This window comes from Haemophilus haemolyticus (genome assembly GCF_003352385.1).
Lineage (GTDB): Bacteria > Pseudomonadota > Gammaproteobacteria > Enterobacterales > Pasteurellaceae > Haemophilus > Haemophilus haemolyticus_I.
Window position 1 is genome coordinate 220,070 of record NZ_CP031243.1, and the last position, 18,052, is coordinate 238,121.

Consider the following 18,052-nt stretch of genomic DNA (forward strand, 5'->3'; position numbering starts at 1 on the left):
TTTTTTAATTTTATGTAAGAAAAGTTATAGAAAATCCTAGATACATTCCACCAACAGTTTATTGAAAAATATTACTAGCCTTGAGCTTTTTCCAGTATAATCTGACCAATTTTCTGACAAATTAAAACAAGACGATGAATAAAAAACACACTTTAATTTCACTTGCTATTTTGACCGCACTTTATAGCCAACAAAGTTTGGCGGATTTACATGAACAATGTTTAATGGGCGTGCCAAAATTTAGTGGTGAAGTCGTGACGGGTGATGTGAATTCTCTGCCTGTATATATTGAAGCGGATAACGCAGAAATTAATCAGCCAAATGATGCAACCTATCAAGGTAATGTGGATTTGAAACAAGGTAATCGTCATTTGTTAGCACAATCCGTGCAAGTCAAACAATCTGGAAACCAGCCAACGCCTTTACGCATGGCTTATGTCCGCAATGGATTTGATTATAAAGATAATCAGATCAATATGTTGGGTAAAGATGCGGCGTTTAATTTAGATAGTCACGATGGTAATTTAACAAATTCAGAATATGAATTTGTCGGTCGTCAAGGTCGCGGTAAGGCTGATGATATAACATTAAGTAATAATTATCGCGTAATGAAAAACGCCACCTTTACTTCATGTTTGCAAGGTGACAATGCTTGGGCTGTAGATGCGTCAGAAATTCGTCAATACGTGAAAGAAGAATATGCTGAAATGTGGCATGCTCGCTTCAAAGTGCATGGCGTTCCCGTCTTTTATACCCCTTACTTACAATTACCCATTGGAGATCATCGTCGCTCCGGTTTATTAATTCCAAGTGCGGGAACATCTAGCCGAGATGGTCTTTGGTATGCACAACCAATTTATTGGAATATTGCACCTAATTATGATCTTACTTTTACCCCGAAATATATGTCTCGCCGTGGTTGGCAAGCAAATGGGGAATTTCGCTATTTAACCCCTATTGGCGAAGGTAAAGTGGCAGGAGAATATTTAGGTAAGGATCGTTACTCTGAATATTCTAGTGATAATCGAAAACGTCATTTGTTCTATTGGAATCACAATTCTAGCTTTTTACAAAATTGGCGTTTAAATATTGATTATACCCGAGTAAGCGATAAACGTTATTTCAGTGATTTTGAGTCCGTTTATGGTCGCAGCACTGACGGCTACGCAAACCAATATGCTCGTATAGCTTATTATCAACCAAATTATAATTTTTCTCTTTCTGCACGACAGTTCCAGATTTTCGATGAAGTGGACATCGGCCCTTATCGTGCAATGCCACAATTAGATTTCAATTATTACAAACATGATTTGGCTAATGGATGGTTAAATTTCAAATTACATTCACAAGCTGTTCGTTTTGATAATGACAGTGAATTAATGCCAACTGCATGGCGTTTCCATGCAGAGCCTAGCCTAAATTCTTTAATGTCAAATAAATACGGCAGTTTGAATATTGAAACTAAACTTTATGCGACTCGCTACGATCAGAAAAAAGGTTCAGGAAAAAATGCAGAGGACGTGCAAAAAACGGTAAATCGAGTTATTCCACAATTTAAAGTTGATTTACAAAGCGTATTAGCACGCGATACAACGTTCTTAAAAGACTATACACAAACCTTCGAACCGCACGTGCAGTATTTATATCGTCCTTACCGAAATCAAAGCAATATTGGTTCAAAACTTAATAATGAGTATTTAGGATTTGGTTACGATTCAGCCTTAGTACAGCAAGATTACTATTCGCTATTCCGTGATCGCCGTTATAGTGGTTTAGACCGAATTTCATCGGCAAATCAAGTTACCTTGGGTGGCACAACGCGTTTTTATGATATTGGTGGTGAAGAACGCTTTAATTTATCTGCAGGTCAAATTTATTACTTGAGTAATTCTCGTATTGATGAAAACCCTGCAAATAAAACCCCGACTTCATCATCAGATTGGGCATTAGAATCTAATTGGAAAATGAGTGATAAATGGCATTGGCGTGGTAGTTATCAATTTGATACTCATACCAATTCAACATCATTAGCAAATACATCTCTAGAATATAATCCTGAAAAAAATAATTTAATTCAGTTAAATTATCGATATGCGAACCAAGAATATATTGACCAAAACTTGGGTAAATCAGCTAACGCATATCAACAAGATATCCAACAAGTGGGATTGGTTGTAGGTTGGGAAATTGCGAACAATTGGGCTGTAGTAGGGCGCTATTATCAAGATCTCGCCTTACAAAAACCAGTAGAACAATATATTGGCGTCCAATATAACAGCTGTTGTTGGGCGGTTGGTGTCGGTGCTAGACGCTATGTCACAAGCCACCAAAATCAAAAGCATAATGAGGTCGTTTACGATAATAGCATTGGCGTAACCTTAGAATTAAGAGGTTTAGGTACCAATGACCATCAAAGCGGTATTCAAGAGATGTTAGAAAAAGGAAAACTACCTTATATTCGAGCATTTAGTTTGGATTAAACATGGTTCAATATAAACTTTAAATCTACAAAAAGAGCGGCTAAAAAATAGCCGCTCTTTTGTCACAATATACAAAATAAAATACTGATTATCGATTACCTAACTTTTCGTTTAAAACGCTGAGCAACTGATCTTTACTAATCATTTCTTTTTCACCAGTACGACGGTTCTTATATTCAATTTCACCGTTCTCTAGGTTTTTCTCACCGATTACAACCATATGCGGCACACCGATAAGTTCCATATCGGCGAACATCACGCCCGGGCGTTCTTTACGATCATCAAAAATCACATCTACGCCTTGTGATTGTAAAGTGCGGTAAAATTCTTCAGCGTATTTTTGCACGGCTTCAGATTTGTGCATATTCATTGGCACAATCGCCACAGTGAATGGGGCAATTTCATCTGAAGGCCAAATAATACCGCGATCATCATGGTGTTGCTCAATGGCTGATGCCACCACACGAGTTACGCCAATACCGTAGCAACCCATTGTCATCACAAGCGGTTTACCATCTTCGCCTTGAACAGTCGCTTTCATTGCTTCAGAGTATTTTTTACCCAGTTGGAAAATATGTCCCACTTCAATACCACGTTTAATTTGAAGCGTGCCTTTACCGTCTGGGCTTGGGTCGCCTTCCACCACGTTACGCAAGTCGAATACTTCTGGCATTGCAACATCGCGTTCCCAGTTCACGTTGAAGTAGTGTTTGCCGTCGATATTCGCACCACAACTAAAATCAGACATTAACGCCACAGTGCGGTCAATAATTGCAGGAATATTTAAATTCACAGGGCCTAATGACCCCACACCCGCACCAATTTTCGCTTTAATATCAGCTTCATCTGCAAACTCAAGAGGATCTGCTACTAATGGGTGTTTTTGTGCTTTAATTTCATTTAATTCATGATCACCACGAATAATCAACGCAACAAGTGGTTGATTTTCGTCTACACCTTTCACAATCAAAGTTTTTACGGTTTTCTGGATTGGCAAGTTGAATTGCTCCACCAACTCCGCAATAGTTTTCGCATTTGGTGTATCAACTAAACACATTTCAGCGGTTGGTGCTTGACGCTCACCGATAGCTACCGCTTCAGCAAGCTCAATATTCGCGGCAAAATCCGATTCTGTTGAGAATACAACGTCATCTTCACCGCTTGAAGCTAACACTTGGAATTCGTGCGAAGCTGAGCCCCCGATTGAACCCGTATCCGCTTGTACTGCACGGAAATCTAAGCCTAAACGGTTAAAAATGTTACTGTACACTTGATACATCACATTATAGGTTGCTTGCAAACTTTCTTGGGTAGTGTGAAATGAGTACGCATCTTTCATAATAAATTCACGCGAACGCATTACACCAAAACGAGGGCGCACTTCATCACGGAATTTAGTTTGAATTTGGTATAAGTTCAGTGGAAGTTGTTTGTATGAAGAAACTTCTCGGCGGACTAAATCTGTAATCACTTCCTCGTGAGTTGGTCCAAGTACAAAGTTACGGTTTCCGCGGTCTTCAAAACGAAGGAGCTCAGGGCCATATTGCTCCCAACGACCAGACTCTTCCCATAATTCCGCAGGTTGCACCACAGGCATTAATACCTCAATGGCACCACCTTTGTTCATTTCTTCGCGAATAATCTTTTCTACTTTTTTCAATACGCGAATACCAGTAGGTAGCCAGTTATATAAACCTGATGCCATTGGGCGAATCATACCTGCTCGCAACATTAATTGGTGGCTCACGACCTGCGCATCATTTGGTGTTTCTTTAAGGGTGGAGAATAAATATTGACTTGTACGCATTGTTTAACCTTAGATTTTAAGAACTGAAAAAATTGGCGCAAGTATAACAAAAAGTGCGGTGATTTTTAACCGCACTTTCGATACTTACTCATTATTTTGCGCTTTCGCCAAAATTTCTTTATGTTCCTGAATCAATGCCATAAAAGGCTGGCCAAACCGCTCTAATTTGATAGAGCTCACGCCATTAATTTGAAATATATCAATGAATTGTTTATCTATGTAAGTGTAATCCTTCATATCCTAACTTTAAGTGACGTAATTCTCTTGAAATCATTAGCTCATGATAATTAAGTTATTGGGCTATTTTATCTGAGGTGTAATAGCTATAATGTAAAACCATTATGATTTCATACTCAAATAAGTTAAATTAGAAGCTATATAGATTTTCGTAAAGTGATATGATTTAGAAAGTGTAAACAAATTATATCTATTTTCTTTATGAAATACCTTTTTTATTAATTCAAGGGCAATTATGTATCAATCAGTTAAATATGAAAATTTTATTGTCCTATGCAACGGTTTTTCCCGCTTGCTAGGAAACATTGTAAAAATTCTGAGTTATCCATTTCACGCCCTTTTTCCCAAAAAACGTTTCACTATCCCCGAATTTAGTGCTGCGAAGTTAAGTACAGGTCGCCAAGATAAAATCAACCGTACAATTTGGCAAACCAATTATTCAAACAAAGTAACCCTGCCAATATATTGCAACTATTTGTTTAATCGCTTAATGTCTTTGAGCTACGATTACCGCTATATCAGCACCGAAAACCGTGAGGAATACATTAAAGCCTACGCTGAGCCGCACGTTTTTAACGCTTACAGCCAACTTACTGACGGTGCTGCTCAAGCGGATTTCTGGCGTGTATTTATTCTTTGGCGTGAAGGTGGAATTTACATCGACATCGACGGGCATTTGGTTTTTCCGCTATCTCAAATTATTCGTGAGCAAGATTCAGAAGTGCTGATCAAACGCCGTGATAAATACACCAACTTCTTCCTTGCGTGCGAAACAGGACATCCTATTATGAAAGCTACACTAGATTTAATTGTAGAGAATATCGAAAACCGCCGTATAGACGGAGGCGTTTTTGCAATGACAGGCCCTGAAACATTAAATGCAGTAATTAACCCTAAAATGATAAATACTCGTCAGGACAAAGTCACCTGCACTCAAGGAACATTTACCAACGAATACTTCCAATATATCGACAAGCCACGTAGTAAGTGGATTTACAAAAAGAGTGAGGATCTATTAAAATAGTTATAGAGGGGCTGCTCGCTTTTTGCTTTTAAGTGGTCATTTTAAGTTGTTATCTGGTCTGTTATCTTTTTCTCGGATAAATAAATTTACCTCTATTATTTTATCCCTTTGCCAAAATAGCCTTATGTTCCTGAATCAATGCCATAAAAGGCTGGCCAAACCGCTCTAATTTGATTGAGCCCACACCATTAATTTGCAGCATTTCAATATTGCTTGTTGGCATATATTGTGCCATTTCTTGCAAAGTCGCATCATTAAAGACAATGTACGGCGGAATATTTTCTTTATCGGCAATTTGTTTGCGTAAGAAACGCAAGCGTGCAAATAAATCCTTATCGTAATTTGCAACACTTTGGCGTTGTGGATTATGGACAATCTTACTGATTGCAGAAATACGAGGCATTGCCAGTTCTAATGGTTCTTCACCTTTCAGAATCGCTTTCGCACTTTCAGTAAGTTGTAACGTTGGATTTAATTCACTGATGACCTGTTGCACAAACCCCAAATGAATAAGCTGACGAATGACAGACTGCCAATGCTCTTTGCTTTTATCTTTTCCAATGCCATACACTGAAAGTTTATCATGTTGGCGTTCAATAATTTTCTGATTGTGCATTCCACGCAGCACCGCAATCACATAATGTGCACCGAAACATTGCCCCACTCGATAAATGGTGGACATTACTTTTTGCGCATCGACTAATCCATCATATTTTTTAGGAGGATCAAGGCAAATATCACAGTTATTGCATGGTGTTTGTCTATGCTCACCAAAATAATTGAGAAGAACTAAACGACGACAAGTCTGGCTTTCTGCAAATTCACCTATAGCTTCTAATTTATGCTGCTCAATCTGACGCTGTGGCGTTTCTGGCTTTTCTAAGAGAATTTTTTGTAACCAAGCGTAATCCGCCGGCTCATAAAACAAAACAGCCTCTGCAGGCAAATCATCACGTCCTGCTCGCCCCGTTTCCTGATAGTAAGATTCAATGCTGCGAGGTAAATCAAAATGGGCAACAAACCGCACATTGGATTTATTAATACCCATTCCAAAAGCAATGGTTGCGACGACTACTTGAACATTATCACGCTGAAAATCCTGTTGCACACGCTCACGCAGTGCCGTTTCCATTCCCGCATGATAAGCAGCAGCAGAGACACCTTTATTGCGTAAACTTTCCGCAATTCGCTCAACCTTATTTCGGCTGTTGCAATAAATAATCCCACTCTTGCCCTTTTGAGCCAACACAAAACGTGTCAGTTGCTCCATTGGTTTATATTTTTCTTCCAAGGTATAACGAATGTTTGGTCGATCAAAACTACCAATATATCTATGTGGATTTTCCAGATTGAGGTGAGTCAAAATATCTTGGCGAGTCGTATAATCGGCTGTCGCAGTGAGCGCCATAATCGGTGCATGAGGGAAACTAGCTTTTAAACCGCCAAGCTGAGTATATTCAGGGCGAAAATCATGCCCCCATTGAGAAATGCAATGTGCTTCATCAATCGCAATAAAGCTAACTTTACTATAAGAAATAAGTTGAAAGAAACTGTTCGTTATCACTTTTTCTGGCGACACATAAAGCAGTTTAAGTTGCCCAGAAATAAGCTTATTTTGTACTCGTTGCTGCTGTTCTAAAGTCTGACTAGAATTAAGAAAATCCGCCTCAATTCCATTAGCTTGAAGCTGATCCACTTGATCTTTCATCAAGGAAATCAGCGGAGAAATCACTAAAGTTAAACCCTCAAAACAAAGTGCGGGAATTTGGTAACAAAGCGATTTGCCATTCCCCGTTGCCATTACCACCAAAGCATCTTGTCCGTTTAAAGCGGCATTGATGACTTCTTCCTGCCCTTTACGGAAAGATTGATAACCGAAAACCGATTTCAAAACAGAAAGTGCGGTCGGTTTTTCTATTATTTTTGGTGATAAATGAGAATCAAGCATCTTAGAACTGCACGTTCTCGCCATGTGCAGTACAAGCTTCGACTAAACAATCCCAAAAACGTTTTCCGTCATTAGAAACCCAGTCGCCATTTTTAAAAGCAAAATGAAAACCACCTAATTTACTCGCAATCCAAAGCTCAAGTAATGGTTCTTGCTTGTTAATCACTATTTGTGTGCGATTATCAAAGGTGATTGTAAATACTGAACCTTGCGTTTCACAATCTACATCCGCACCTTGCTCTTCTAATTCTTCTTCAATTTTTTGCCAAACTTGTTCAATATTTTGGTGAAATTCTGCAATATTCATAAAATGTTCCTGTTTAAATCTGATAGAATGCGGCAAATTATAAAGCCTTTCTTAAGCTTGTGAAAGGCGGATTTACCGATAAGTAAGAGAGAGAGAAAAATGAAAAAACTACTATCAATTTTAATGCTTAGTGCAATCTGCATTTGGGCAACAGGATGCGGCGTAAAAGGTCCTTTATATTTCCCAGAAAAAGAACAAGCACAACAAACCAAATAAGCGATTATCCAATTACAATCCCAAAATAAAAAATAGGAACACAACATGAATTTCTTCCAATATAAAAATAATAAGCTTTATGCCGAAGATATGCCAGTTCAACAACTTGCTGAACAATTCGGTACACCTCTTTATGTATATTCTCGTGCAACACTTGAACGCCATTGGCATGCTTTTGACTCCGCCTTTGGTAAGCATCCTCACTTAATTTGCTTTGCCGTAAAATCTTGCTCGAATATCGGCGTATTAAACATCATGGCAAAACTAGGTTCAGGTTTTGATATTGTCTCACAAGGCGAACTTGAGCGTGTACTTGCAGCGGGTGGCGATGCATCAAAAGTAGTCTTTTCGGGCGTTGCTAAATCCCGAGAAGAAATTATTCGTGCACTAGAAGTTGGAATCCGTTGCTTTAATGTGGAATCCGTTTCTGAACTCAAATACATTAACCAGATCGCAGGCGAGATGGGGAAAATAGCGCCAATTTCTTTGCGTGTGAATCCAGATGTTGATGCGCATACACACCCTTATATCTCAACAGGATTAAAAGAAAATAAATTTGGTGTAAGTGTAGATGAAGCCCGAGAAGTGTATAAATTAGCCTCAACGCTGCCAAACATAAAAATAACAGGGATGGATTGCCACATAGGCTCGCAGCTCACTGAATTACAACCATTTTTAGATGCAACAGATCGCTTAATTGTCCTAATGGAACAATTAAAAGAAGATGGAATTACATTAAAACATCTCGATCTAGGCGGTGGTTTAGGCGTGACTTATACGAATGAAATACCACCTCACCCAAGCGATTACGCAAATGCGTTATTAGAAAAACTAAAAGATTATCCCGAACTTGAAATTATTCTTGAACCAGGTAGAGCAATTTCTGCAAATGCGGGAATTTTAGTAGCAAAAGTGCAATACCTAAAAAATAATGAAAATCGTAATTTCGCGATTACCGACACGGGAATGAACGATATGATCCGCCCTGCATTGTATGAGGCTTATATGAATATCGTAGAAATTGACCGCACTTTAGAAAGAGAAAAAGCCATTTATGATGTTGTGGGGCCAGTTTGTGAAACGTCAGATTTCTTAGGCAAACAACGAGAACTTTCTATTGCTGAAGGTGATTATATAGCTCAATGCTCAGCAGGCGCCTATGGAGCAAGCATGTCATCAAACTATAACTCAAGACCCCGTACTGCAGAAGTTTTAGTAGATGGAGATAAATCCTATTTAATCCGTCGTCGAGAAACCTTACAGGAACTTTGGGCATTAGAGTCGACCATTTAATCTTTCTTATCCTAAAAGAGCGGTAAAAAATTATCTATTTTTCTACCGCTCTTTTTCTGTCCATAAATCAGCCTACCTCAAACAGTAAGTTTGTGAGATAAATCAAATTTTTTTCTATTCTAGATTGGCATAGAATTGAATTCTTTATAGAATATTGTGCTTTTTAAAGTGGACTTTTGCCACTAAAGGGGAAATTATGCAAGAAAAACTAAAGGTTTTATTGATTGACGATCATCCGTTAATGCGTCGTGGCATTAAACAACTTGTAGAATTAGACGATAACTTTGAAGTGGTGGCTGACGTAGGCAGCGGCACAGAAGGGATTTCTGTGGCATTACAAACATCACCTGATGTGATCATTTTAGATCTCAACATGAAAGGACTTTCTGGGTTAGATACGCTCAAAGGATTACGCGCAGAAGGCGTCGATGCACGAATCTTAATTTTAACAGTGTCTGATGCAAAAAATGATATTTATACTCTAATTGATGCAGGTGCAGATGGTTACTTGCTAAAAGATACGGAACCAGATACGTTGCTAGACCAAATAAAGCGTATTGCACAAGGTGAAGTCATTCTGAGCGATTCTATTAAAAATTTACTGTTAGAACGTACTCATGAAGAAAATCCATTAGACAGCCTAACAGATCGTGAAATGGGCGTACTTCGTCAAATTGCGACAGGTCTATCAAATAAACAAATCGCAGCACAACTGTTTATTTCAGAAGAAACCGTGAAAGTACATATCCGTAATTTATTGCGCAAATTAAATGTACATTCTCGCGTTGCCGCAACAGTATTATTTTTTGAACAAAATCGTTAACAAAAATAATCATAAAAAATGCGCTAAGATAAACTTAGCGCATTTTTCTTTACAGTCACACTATTTACATTAATTCAATAGATTTAATATCTTCTAATAATACATACAATTCTTTTTTAATATCTTGTTCAAATTGTACTTCTGCACTTTCTCGATCTAAATCTAGACGAATTCTCTCTCTTTTATCAAGCAATTTACGGGCATCATGTGTAGGCATATCACGCACAACTTCATATAAGTTAGCCATCGCAGGATAAGTAGATAAATTCTTACCAAAAGGCCTTAATAGCATTGTAAGACGGATTACTCCTTCTGAAGTATTACATTCCCCAGATTGCATTGCTCGAGCAATAACATCAATGCTTTCTTTTAATCGTATAGTGCGCGAATGCTTGGCTTTAGTAATCAATTCATTTTGGATTTTTAACTGTTTTAATAAATATATTGCATATAAACTCAATCCAATCACCAAGAAAAATGCAACAACAATAAATAGCCAAATCATAACTTATCTAAATTGGTTAATATCGATACGCTCGAAAGTGCGGTATAAATCATCTTCACTTTCATCTTCGTCTTCAATGCCAAGTTCTTCCATTAATTCAGAAATTCTATCTAAGCATTCATCTACAAATTGTTGATCTGCTTTACTAATAGTTTTACCTTCATCTAACGCATCCAATAATTCATTAAGAATTTCGTTATTTTCCAGATTTTCAAGCTCTTTCATTGGATCTTGTTTTTTCACCTGTTTTATTACTGGAATTAATTGACCTTTTTCAGGTTTATAAATAAATTCAACAACCAACGGTACCTTTTTCTTACTACCTATTTTGGGATCTTTAATTTCATTTTGAATTTTATTCGCTTTTTCTTCAACCGCACTATGACGAGCTCCTGAAGCTAAACCTTTATGCTTGCGTTTTTTCTTATCTTCACGAGCTTTAGCATCCAATTCATAGCGTGTAAGCTTTTTACCTGGGCGTGCTTTTGTTATATCTATTTTTTTATCTGCTTTTCGAATTGGCATAATATCGGTAATTCGACGTGTTTTTTTCTTACGAGCCATAGGGTACCTTTCTTAAAATTTTTCGGATTGTATCACTAGTGCGTATTTTTCTCACTAATAAATATAAACTTTATCTAAACTGATTTTGTTAAAGTATAAACTTCTAAAAAACAAAAACCCCAGTCATCCAACTGGGGTTCTTATCTTTTATTCTACTCTGCTTTATTCTATTTATGTATTTGTAACCTGGCGGTGCCCTACTCTCACATGGGGATGCCCCACACTACCATCGGCATTACAGCGTTTCACTTCTGAGTTCGGTATGGTGTCAGGTGGTTCCACCGCACTATCGCCGCCAGGATAATTCTTTGATAACGTTTATTTCAAATTCTATCTATGTTCTTCATTGGCCACAAGCTGAACGTTTAGTTAATTTCTTTTCCTTTTACTCTGTTTTCCAAAAACACTTGAGCGTTGTATAGTTAAGCCTCTCGGGCAATTAGTACAGGTTAGCTCAATGACTCACATCACTTACACACCCTGCCTATCTACGTCTTAGTCTTAAACAACCCTTACACACTTGATGTGTGGGAGAACTCATCTCTTGGCAAGTTTCGTGCTTAGATGCTTTCAGCACTTATCTCTTCCGCACTTAGCTACCCGGCAATGCGTCTGGCGACACAACCGGAACACCAGTGGTGCGTCCACTCCGGTCCTCTCGTACTAGGAGCAGCCCCAACCAATTCTCCAACGCCCACGGCAGATAGGGACCGAACTGTCTCACGACGTTCTAAACCCAGCTCGCGTACCACTTTAAATGGCGAACAGCCATACCCTTGGGACCTACTTCAGCCCCAGGATGTGATGAGCCGACATCGAGGTGCCAAACACCGCCGTCGATATGAACTCTTGGGCGGTATCAGCCTGTTATCCCCGGAGTACCTTTTATCCGTTGAGCGATGGCCCTTCCATTCAGAACCACCGGATCACTATGACCTACTTTCGTACCTGCTCGACTTGTCTGTCTCGCAGTTAAGCTTGCTTATACCATTGCACTAACCTCACGATGTCCGACCGTGATTAGCAAACCTTCGTGCTCCTCCGTTACTCTTTGGGAGGAGACCGCCCCAGTCAAACTACCCACCAGACACTGTCCGAGACCACGTTTCGTAATCTTCGTTAGAACATCAAACGTTAAAGGGTGGTATTTCAAGGACGACTCCAACAATACTGGCGTATCATCTTCATAGTCTCCCACCTATCCTACACATCAAAATTCAATGTTCAGTGTCAAGCTATAGTAAAGGTTCACGGGGTCTTTCCGTCTAGCCGCGGGTACACCGCATCTTCACGGCGATTTCAATTTCACTGAGTCTCGGGTGGAGACAGCCTGGCCATCATTATGCCATTCGTGCAGGTCGGAACTTACCCGACAAGGAATTTCGCTACCTTAGGACCGTTATAGTTACGGCCGCCGTTTACTGGGGCTTCGATCAGGAGCTTCTCTTTCGATTACACCATCAATTAACCTTCCAGCACCGGGCAGGCATCACACCCTATACGTCCACTTTCGTGTTTGCAGAGTGCTGTGTTTTTAATAAACAGTTGCAGCCAGCTGGTATCTTCGACCGGTTCAACCTTCAGGGGCTAGCCCTTACAATCTACGCCGGCGCACCTTCTCCCGAAGTTACGGTGCTATTTTGCCTAGTTCCTTCACCCGAGTTCTCTCAAGCGCCTGAGTATTCTCTACCTGACCACCTGTGTCGGTTTTCAGTACGGTTTAGTAAAGCCTGTCGCTTAGTGGCTTTTCCTGGAAGTGTGGTATCAGTTACTTCAGCTCCGTAGAGCCTCGTCATCATCTCTCAGTGTTAAGGAAGTCCGGATTTGCCTAAACTTCCCACCTACCAACTTAAACGCACATATCCAACAGTGCGATAACCTAACCTACTCCGTCCCCACATCGCAGCTTTACCAAGTACAGGAATATTAACCTGTTTCCCATCGACTACGCTTTTCAGCCTCGCCTTAGGGGCCGACTCACCCTGCCCCGATTAACGTTGGACAGGAACCCTTGGTCTTCCGGCGAACGGGTTTTTCACCCGTTTTATCGTTACTTATGTCAGCATTCGCACTTCTGATACGTCCAGCTAACCTCTCGATTAACCTTCATCCGCTTACAGAACGCTCCCCTACCCAACAGACGTATCACTAATAATCCTCACTCAAAGATGCCCGACTCAACGTTCGGGTTGCTTGAACAACATTTCATGTCGCTTCGCGTCATTCCATGTTGTTAATCGTAAGGCGTATTAGTGATACGCCTGATGCCGCAGCTTCGGTGCTATATTTCAGCCCCGTTACATCTTCCGCGCAGGCCGACTCGACTAGTGAGCTATTACGCTTTCTTTAAATGATGGCTGCTTCTAAGCCAACATCCTAGCTGTCTAAGCCTTCCCACTTCGTTTCCCACTTAATATAGACTTGGGGACCTTAGCTGGCGGTCTGGGTTGTTTCCCTCTCCACGACGGACGTTAGCACCCGCCGTGTGTCTCCTGAGTATCACTCTTTGGTATTCGTAGTTTGCATCGGGTTGGTAATCCGGGATGGACCCCTAGCCGAAACAGTGCTCTACCCCCAAAGGTGTCCGCTCAAGGCTCTACCTAAATAGATTTCGGGGAGAACCAGCTATCTCCCGGTTTGATTGGCCTTTCACCCCCAGCCACAAGTCATCCGCTAATTTTTCAACATTAGTCGGTTCGGTCCTCCAGTTAGTGTTACCCAACCTTCAACCTGCCCATGGCTAGATCACCGGGTTTCGGGTCTATACCTTGCAACTATTCGCCCAGTTAAGACTCGGTTTCCCTTCGGCTCCCCTATTCGGTTAACCTCGCTACAAAATATAAGTCGCTGACCCATTATACAAAAGGTACGCAGTCACCCTTTCAGGCTCCCACTGCTTGTACGTACAAGGTTTCAGGTTCTATTTCACTCCCCTCACCGGGGTTCTTTTCGCCTTTCCTTCACAGTACTGGTTCACTATCGGTCAATCAGGAGTATTTAGCCTTGGAGGATGGTCCCCCCATCTTCAAACAGGATATCACGTGTCCCGCCCTACTTATCGTTAGCTTAGTACCATGACCTGGACTTCGAGTACGGGGCTATCACCCTGTGTCGCTAAGCTTCCCAGCTTGTTCCTCTGTCTCTGTCATTATCACTAACAGGCTCCTTCGCGTTCGCTCGCCGCTACTAACGAAATCTCGGTTGATTTCTTTTCCTCGGGGTACTTAGATGTTTCAGTTCTCCCGGTTTGCCTCAACAAACTATGTATTCACTTGTTGATAGTAGATTCTTCATCTACTGGGTTTCCCCATTCGGATATCTTGGATTAAACGCCTCTTATCGACTCATCCAAGCTTTTCGCAGATTAGCACGTCCTTCTTCGCCTCTGATTGCCAAGGCATCCACCTTGTACGCTTAGTCACTTAACTATACAACCTCAAATGTTTTCAATCACTTTACGTTTTCACTTCAAAGTACGGTCAATTTGATGCGTATGTTCATTCAACTAAACACTTGATTGCTTTTGTTCAATCAAGATTTTATGCAAAACAGGTTTGCTTTCAGAGTTTCCTTCTCAGTTCCCTCTTTCACTTTCCTGCCTTGCCTACTCAGACTTTCTCTCGAAAATCTCTTGTTTTCAGCTTGTTTCCAATTTTTTAAAGAACAGTTGATAAAACTTTTCAGTTATCATCGTTAAATAAACTAAATGAATAAATTTACTTAACGATGATAAGTGGTGGAGATAAGCGGGATCGAACCGCTGACCTCCTGCGTGCAAGGCAGGCGCTCTCCCAGCTGAGCTATATCCCCATTTCATCATAATTTAATAACTAATCATTTATGTTTTAGTTATTATTTATTTACACTACACCTTTCGCTTCACTCACTCTCAGAGTGGTGGGTCTGAGTGGACTTGAACCACCGACCTCACCCTTATCAGGGGTGCGCTCTAACCACCTGAGCTACAGACCCAAGGGTAATGCTTTCTTCTGCTCATTTGTCTACAACTATCAGGCAATCTGTGTGAGCACTCGCTGTCTCTCGTCTTTGGTAAGGAGGTGATCCAACCGCAGGTTCCCCTACGGTTACCTTGTTACGACTTCACCCCAGTCATGAATCATACCGTGGTAAACGCCCTCCAAAAGGTTAAGCTATCTACTTCTGGTACAACCCACTCCCATGGTGTGACGGGCGGTGTGTACAAGGCCCGGGAACGTATTCACCGCGACATTCTGATTCGCGATTACTAGCGATTCCGACTTCATGGAGTCGAGTTGCAGACTCCAATCCGGACTTAGACGTACTTTCTGAGATTCGCTCCACCTCGCAGCTTCGCCACCCTCTGTATACGCCATTGTAGCACGTGTGTAGCCCTACTCGTAAGGGCCATGATGACTTGACGTCATCCCCACCTTCCTCCGGTTTATCACCGGCAGTCTCCTTTGAGTTCCCGACCGTATCGCTGGCAACAAAGGATAAGGGTTGCGCTCGTTGCGGGACTTAACCCAACATTTCACAACACGAGCTGACGACAGCCATGCAGCACCTGTCTCATGGTTCCCGAAGGCACTCTCATATCTCTACAAGATTCCATGGATGTCAAGAGTAGGTAAGGTTCTTCGCGTTGCATCGAATTAAACCACATGCTCCACCGCTTGTGCGGGCCCCCGTCAATTCATTTGAGTTTTAACCTTGCGGCCGTACTCCCCAGGCGGTCGATTTATCACGTTAGCTACGGGCACCAAGCTTTAAGCCCAATCCCCAAATCGACAGCGTTTACAGCGTGGACTACCAGGGTATCTAATCCTGTTTGCTCCCCACGCTTTCGCACATGAGCGTCAGTACATTCCCAAGGGGCTGCCTTCGCCTTCGGTATTCCTCCACATCTCTACGCATTTCACCGCTACACGTGGAATTCTACCCCTCCCTAAAGTACTCTAGTTACCCAGTCTGAAATGCAATTCCCAGGTTAAGCCCGGGGCTTTCACACCTCACTTAAATAACCGCCTGCGTGCCCTTTACGCCCAGTTATTCCGATTAACGCTCGCACCCTCCGTATTACCGCGGCTGCTGGCACGGAGTTAGCCGGTGCTTCTTCTGTATTTAACGTCAATGATGTGTACTATTAGCACACATCCCTTCCTCAATACCGAAAGAACTTTACAACCCGAAGGCCTTCTTCATTCACGCGGCATGGCTGCGTCAGGGTTCCCCCCATTGCGCAATATTCCCCACTGCTGCCTCCCGTAGGAGTCTGGACCGTGTCTCAGTTCCAGTGTGGCTGGCCATCCTCTCAGACCAGCTAGAGATCGCAGGCTTGGTAGGCCTTTACCCCACCAACTACCTAATCCCACTTGGGCTCATCTCATGGCATGCGGCCTTGCGGTCCCGCACTTTCATCTTCCGATACTACGCGGTATTAGCTACAGTTTCCCGTAGTTATCCCCCTCCATAAGCCAGATTCCCAAGCATTACTCACCCGTCCGCCACTCGTCAGCAAGAAAGCAAGCTTTCTCCTGCTACCGTTCGACTTGCATGTGTTAAGCCTGCCGCCAGCGTTCAATCTGAGCCATGATCAAACTCTTCAATTCAAGTTCAATCGCTCAATAAACTGCTTAGCTATAAATAAAACACTACTTAAAAAGTAATTATGAATTTTCAGTTAAGCACCTATTAAGACTTCAAAATTAAAAATAGTTTAAAACAAGTCAATCAACAAGTGCCCACACAGATTGTCTGATATATTGTTAAAGAGCAAAAAACAACGACGCACGTGGAAACTTAAAAAATTCACAACAGTGCGTCGTTGTGTGCGGTGCATTATAGGGATTTTCAAATCCCTTGCAAGTACTTTTTGCAAAAAATTATTTGAATGAACAAATTTTATTCGTCATCTAATTTTCTATAGCCTTTCAAGCCATTTTTTCTCAAAATTTCGTTTAATTTCTTTAATAAACGCTCTTTTTCCGATTGACTTAAAAATTGACTATTTTTATTTTGCAAAGCACATACTAACTTCCAATAAAAATCTAAAGTTGCTCCACTTCCGCTTTTCTTTAATTCCACCAATGCATTTTCTGCACCAATTTCTCTTAGCATAGCAACATCAGTAATGCCAGCTTTTATTAGCGCTCTTTCGTGCTTGATTGTTAAATTGGGTAAATCCTTTAATCTATTTAGCTTTCTTAAAGTGCGATCTAACTTCTGATTGCGAATTTGCTGAATAGAAAGAATAATCAACTTTCTACACAACATATTATTACGCATCACCTGATCTGAAAGTGCATAATATTGAGAAAGTACAAATCTCTTATTCAACTCATTTGTTGTAAACGGTTCACAGCCTAATTTACTTAATTGAATTGCAAGTTCATCCTCGCCACGTAGATAAAGTTTTTTATTCTGCCAAATGGCAAACATTGTCTCTTCCTTGTGAAACAAACCGTAACCTGTAAAAAGATTTTTAAAGGTAACATTTCCTACTAACTGATCTAATATAGAGCAAACATTATCTATATGCTCGTCTTTTATATTCATATAAATCTCCTATGAATAACAATTTTAAAGATGGTCAGTAGAAGTACTTCTGATTTGGTTTATACCATGAAGTTTTTAATCTGACTAAGAATAAATTTCAGATTTGTGAAGCTGATCGTAAATTTGAAATTTATTTTTATGTAAACAATTGGTTTCTATATAAATATACTATATTTAAAAATTTTCTTACCATTATGCTTTGTATATAATTTAACCTAAAATTTCAATTAACAAGCTTTTATCATAACCCCTCATTTTAAGGTTTAGATCTGCTTTTTTTGGAATACATATCCCATATTTTTCCAAATATG

At 40.6% G+C, this 18,052-nt stretch carries 12 protein-coding genes, 2 tRNA genes and 3 rRNA genes; 5 read left to right on the forward strand and 12 right to left on the reverse strand.

Annotated features, from left to right (window positions below; all coding sequences use genetic code 11):
• Positions 1-134: 134 nt before the first annotated feature.
• A complete protein-coding gene (gene lptD / locus DV428_RS01125; protein ID WP_114908392.1) occupies positions 135-2,480 on the forward strand; it encodes an LPS assembly protein LptD in 2,346 nt (781 codons plus the stop codon).
• A gap of 88 nt (positions 2,481-2,568) precedes the next feature.
• Here the strand turns inward: lptD and proS are convergent, their stop codons facing one another.
• Together proS and DV428_RS09605 are read right to left on the reverse strand one after the other, a co-directional pair.
• The gene (proS, locus tag DV428_RS01130) at positions 2,569-4,287 is read right to left on the reverse strand and encodes a proline--tRNA ligase (RefSeq protein ID WP_114908393.1); all 1,719 of its coding nucleotides are present in this window, start codon (positions 4,285-4,287) and stop codon (positions 2,569-2,571) included.
• An 84-nt stretch (positions 4,288-4,371) separates the two neighbouring features.
• Positions 4,372-4,524 (reverse strand): hypothetical protein, encoded by a 153-nt coding sequence (locus DV428_RS09605; RefSeq protein ID WP_162790749.1) that lies wholly within the window; start codon positions 4,522-4,524, stop codon positions 4,372-4,374.
• Positions 4,525-4,759: 235 nt separating this feature from the next.
• On the opposite strand from DV428_RS09605, the gene DV428_RS01135 reads away from it, so the two are divergent.
• Positions 4,760-5,548 carry a glycosyltransferase family 32 protein gene (locus DV428_RS01135; RefSeq protein ID WP_114908394.1) on the forward strand — a complete coding sequence of 263 codons (789 nt, stop codon included), beginning with the start codon at positions 4,760-4,762 and terminating at the stop codon, positions 5,546-5,548.
• 100 nt (positions 5,549-5,648) lie between these two features.
• Here DV428_RS01135 and recQ read toward each other — a convergent pair whose 3' ends face one another.
• Together recQ and cyaY are read right to left on the reverse strand one after the other, a co-directional pair.
• Positions 5,649-7,496 carry a DNA helicase RecQ gene (gene recQ / locus DV428_RS01140; protein WP_114908395.1) on the reverse strand — a complete coding sequence of 616 codons (1,848 nt, stop codon included), beginning with the start codon at positions 7,494-7,496 and terminating at the stop codon, positions 5,649-5,651.
• 1 nt (position 7,497) lies between these two features.
• Positions 7,498-7,803 carry an iron donor protein CyaY gene (cyaY, locus tag DV428_RS01145; protein ID WP_114908396.1) on the reverse strand — a complete coding sequence of 102 codons (306 nt, stop codon included), beginning with the start codon at positions 7,801-7,803 and terminating at the stop codon, positions 7,498-7,500.
• Positions 7,804-7,902: 99 nt separating this feature from the next.
• Between cyaY and lptM the strand changes: the two genes are divergently transcribed.
• From lptM to DV428_RS01155, 3 genes are all read left to right on the forward strand, one after another.
• Positions 7,903-8,019 (forward strand): LPS translocon maturation chaperone LptM, encoded by a 117-nt coding sequence (gene lptM, locus DV428_RS09690; protein ID WP_239992763.1) that lies wholly within the window; start codon positions 7,903-7,905, stop codon positions 8,017-8,019.
• 45 nt (positions 8,020-8,064) lie between these two features.
• A complete protein-coding gene (lysA, locus tag DV428_RS01150) occupies positions 8,065-9,312 on the forward strand; it encodes a diaminopimelate decarboxylase (protein WP_114908397.1) in 1,248 nt (415 codons plus the stop codon).
• 196 nt (positions 9,313-9,508) lie between these two features.
• Positions 9,509-10,135 carry a response regulator gene (locus tag DV428_RS01155; protein WP_005635583.1) on the forward strand — a complete coding sequence of 209 codons (627 nt, stop codon included), beginning with the start codon at positions 9,509-9,511 and terminating at the stop codon, positions 10,133-10,135.
• Positions 10,136-10,199: 64 nt separating this feature from the next.
• Here DV428_RS01155 and DV428_RS01160 read toward each other — a convergent pair whose 3' ends face one another.
• The 8 genes from DV428_RS01160 to tfoX all read right to left on the reverse strand — a co-directional run bounded on the left by DV428_RS01160 (position 10,200) and on the right by tfoX (position 17,741).
• Positions 10,200-10,640, reverse strand: a complete 441-nt coding sequence (locus tag DV428_RS01160; protein ID WP_114908398.1) for a DUF2489 domain-containing protein — start codon at positions 10,638-10,640, stop codon at positions 10,200-10,202.
• 3 nt (positions 10,641-10,643) lie between these two features.
• Positions 10,644-11,204, reverse strand: a complete 561-nt coding sequence (gene yihI, locus DV428_RS01165; RefSeq protein ID WP_114908399.1) for a Der GTPase-activating protein YihI — start codon at positions 11,202-11,204, stop codon at positions 10,644-10,646.
• Positions 11,205-11,388: 184 nt separating this feature from the next.
• Positions 11,389-11,504 (reverse strand): 5S ribosomal RNA (gene rrf, locus DV428_RS01170).
• Between the two features lie 118 nt (positions 11,505-11,622).
• Positions 11,623-14,632, reverse strand: a 23S ribosomal RNA gene (locus DV428_RS01175).
• Between the two features lie 306 nt (positions 14,633-14,938).
• Positions 14,939-15,014, reverse strand: a tRNA-Ala gene (locus DV428_RS01180).
• Between the two features lie 85 nt (positions 15,015-15,099).
• A tRNA-Ile gene (locus DV428_RS01185) sits at positions 15,100-15,176 on the reverse strand.
• A 79-nt stretch (positions 15,177-15,255) separates the two neighbouring features.
• Positions 15,256-16,795 (reverse strand): 16S ribosomal RNA (locus DV428_RS01190).
• The 16S, 23S and 5S rRNA genes sit together here with 2 tRNA genes alongside, the layout of an rRNA operon.
• Positions 16,796-17,087: 292 nt before the next feature.
• Positions 17,088-17,741: a DNA transformation protein TfoX gene (gene tfoX / locus DV428_RS01195; RefSeq protein ID WP_114908400.1), complete on the reverse strand. Its 654-nt coding sequence runs from the start codon at positions 17,739-17,741 to the stop codon at positions 17,088-17,090.
• Positions 17,742-18,052: the final 311 nt, after the last annotated feature.

Bases quoted from the DNA above. Each gene is read 5' to 3' on its own strand.
- lptD (WP_114908392.1), top strand. From the start codon at position 135: ATGAATAAAAAACACACTTTAATTTCACTTGCTATTTTGACCGCACTT.
- proS (WP_114908393.1), bottom strand. From the start codon at position 4,287: ATGCGTACAAGTCAATATTTATTCTCCACCCTTAAAGAAACACCAAAT.
- DV428_RS09605 (WP_162790749.1), bottom strand. From the start codon at position 4,524: ATGAAGGATTACACTTACATAGATAAACAATTCATTGATATATTTCAA.
- DV428_RS01135 (WP_114908394.1), top strand. From the start codon at position 4,760: ATGTATCAATCAGTTAAATATGAAAATTTTATTGTCCTATGCAACGGT.
- recQ (WP_114908395.1), bottom strand. From the start codon at position 7,496: ATGCTTGATTCTCATTTATCACCAAAAATAATAGAAAAACCGACCGCA.
- cyaY (WP_114908396.1), bottom strand. From the start codon at position 7,803: ATGAATATTGCAGAATTTCACCAAAATATTGAACAAGTTTGGCAAAAA.
- lptM (WP_239992763.1), top strand. From the start codon at position 7,903: ATGAAAAAACTACTATCAATTTTAATGCTTAGTGCAATCTGCATTTGG.
- lysA (WP_114908397.1), top strand. From the start codon at position 8,065: ATGAATTTCTTCCAATATAAAAATAATAAGCTTTATGCCGAAGATATG.
- DV428_RS01155 (WP_005635583.1), top strand. From the start codon at position 9,509: ATGCAAGAAAAACTAAAGGTTTTATTGATTGACGATCATCCGTTAATG.
- DV428_RS01160 (WP_114908398.1), bottom strand. From the start codon at position 10,640: ATGATTTGGCTATTTATTGTTGTTGCATTTTTCTTGGTGATTGGATTG.
- yihI (WP_114908399.1), bottom strand. From the start codon at position 11,204: ATGGCTCGTAAGAAAAAAACACGTCGAATTACCGATATTATGCCAATT.
- tfoX (WP_114908400.1), bottom strand. From the start codon at position 17,741: ATGAATATAAAAGACGAGCATATAGATAATGTTTGCTCTATATTAGAT.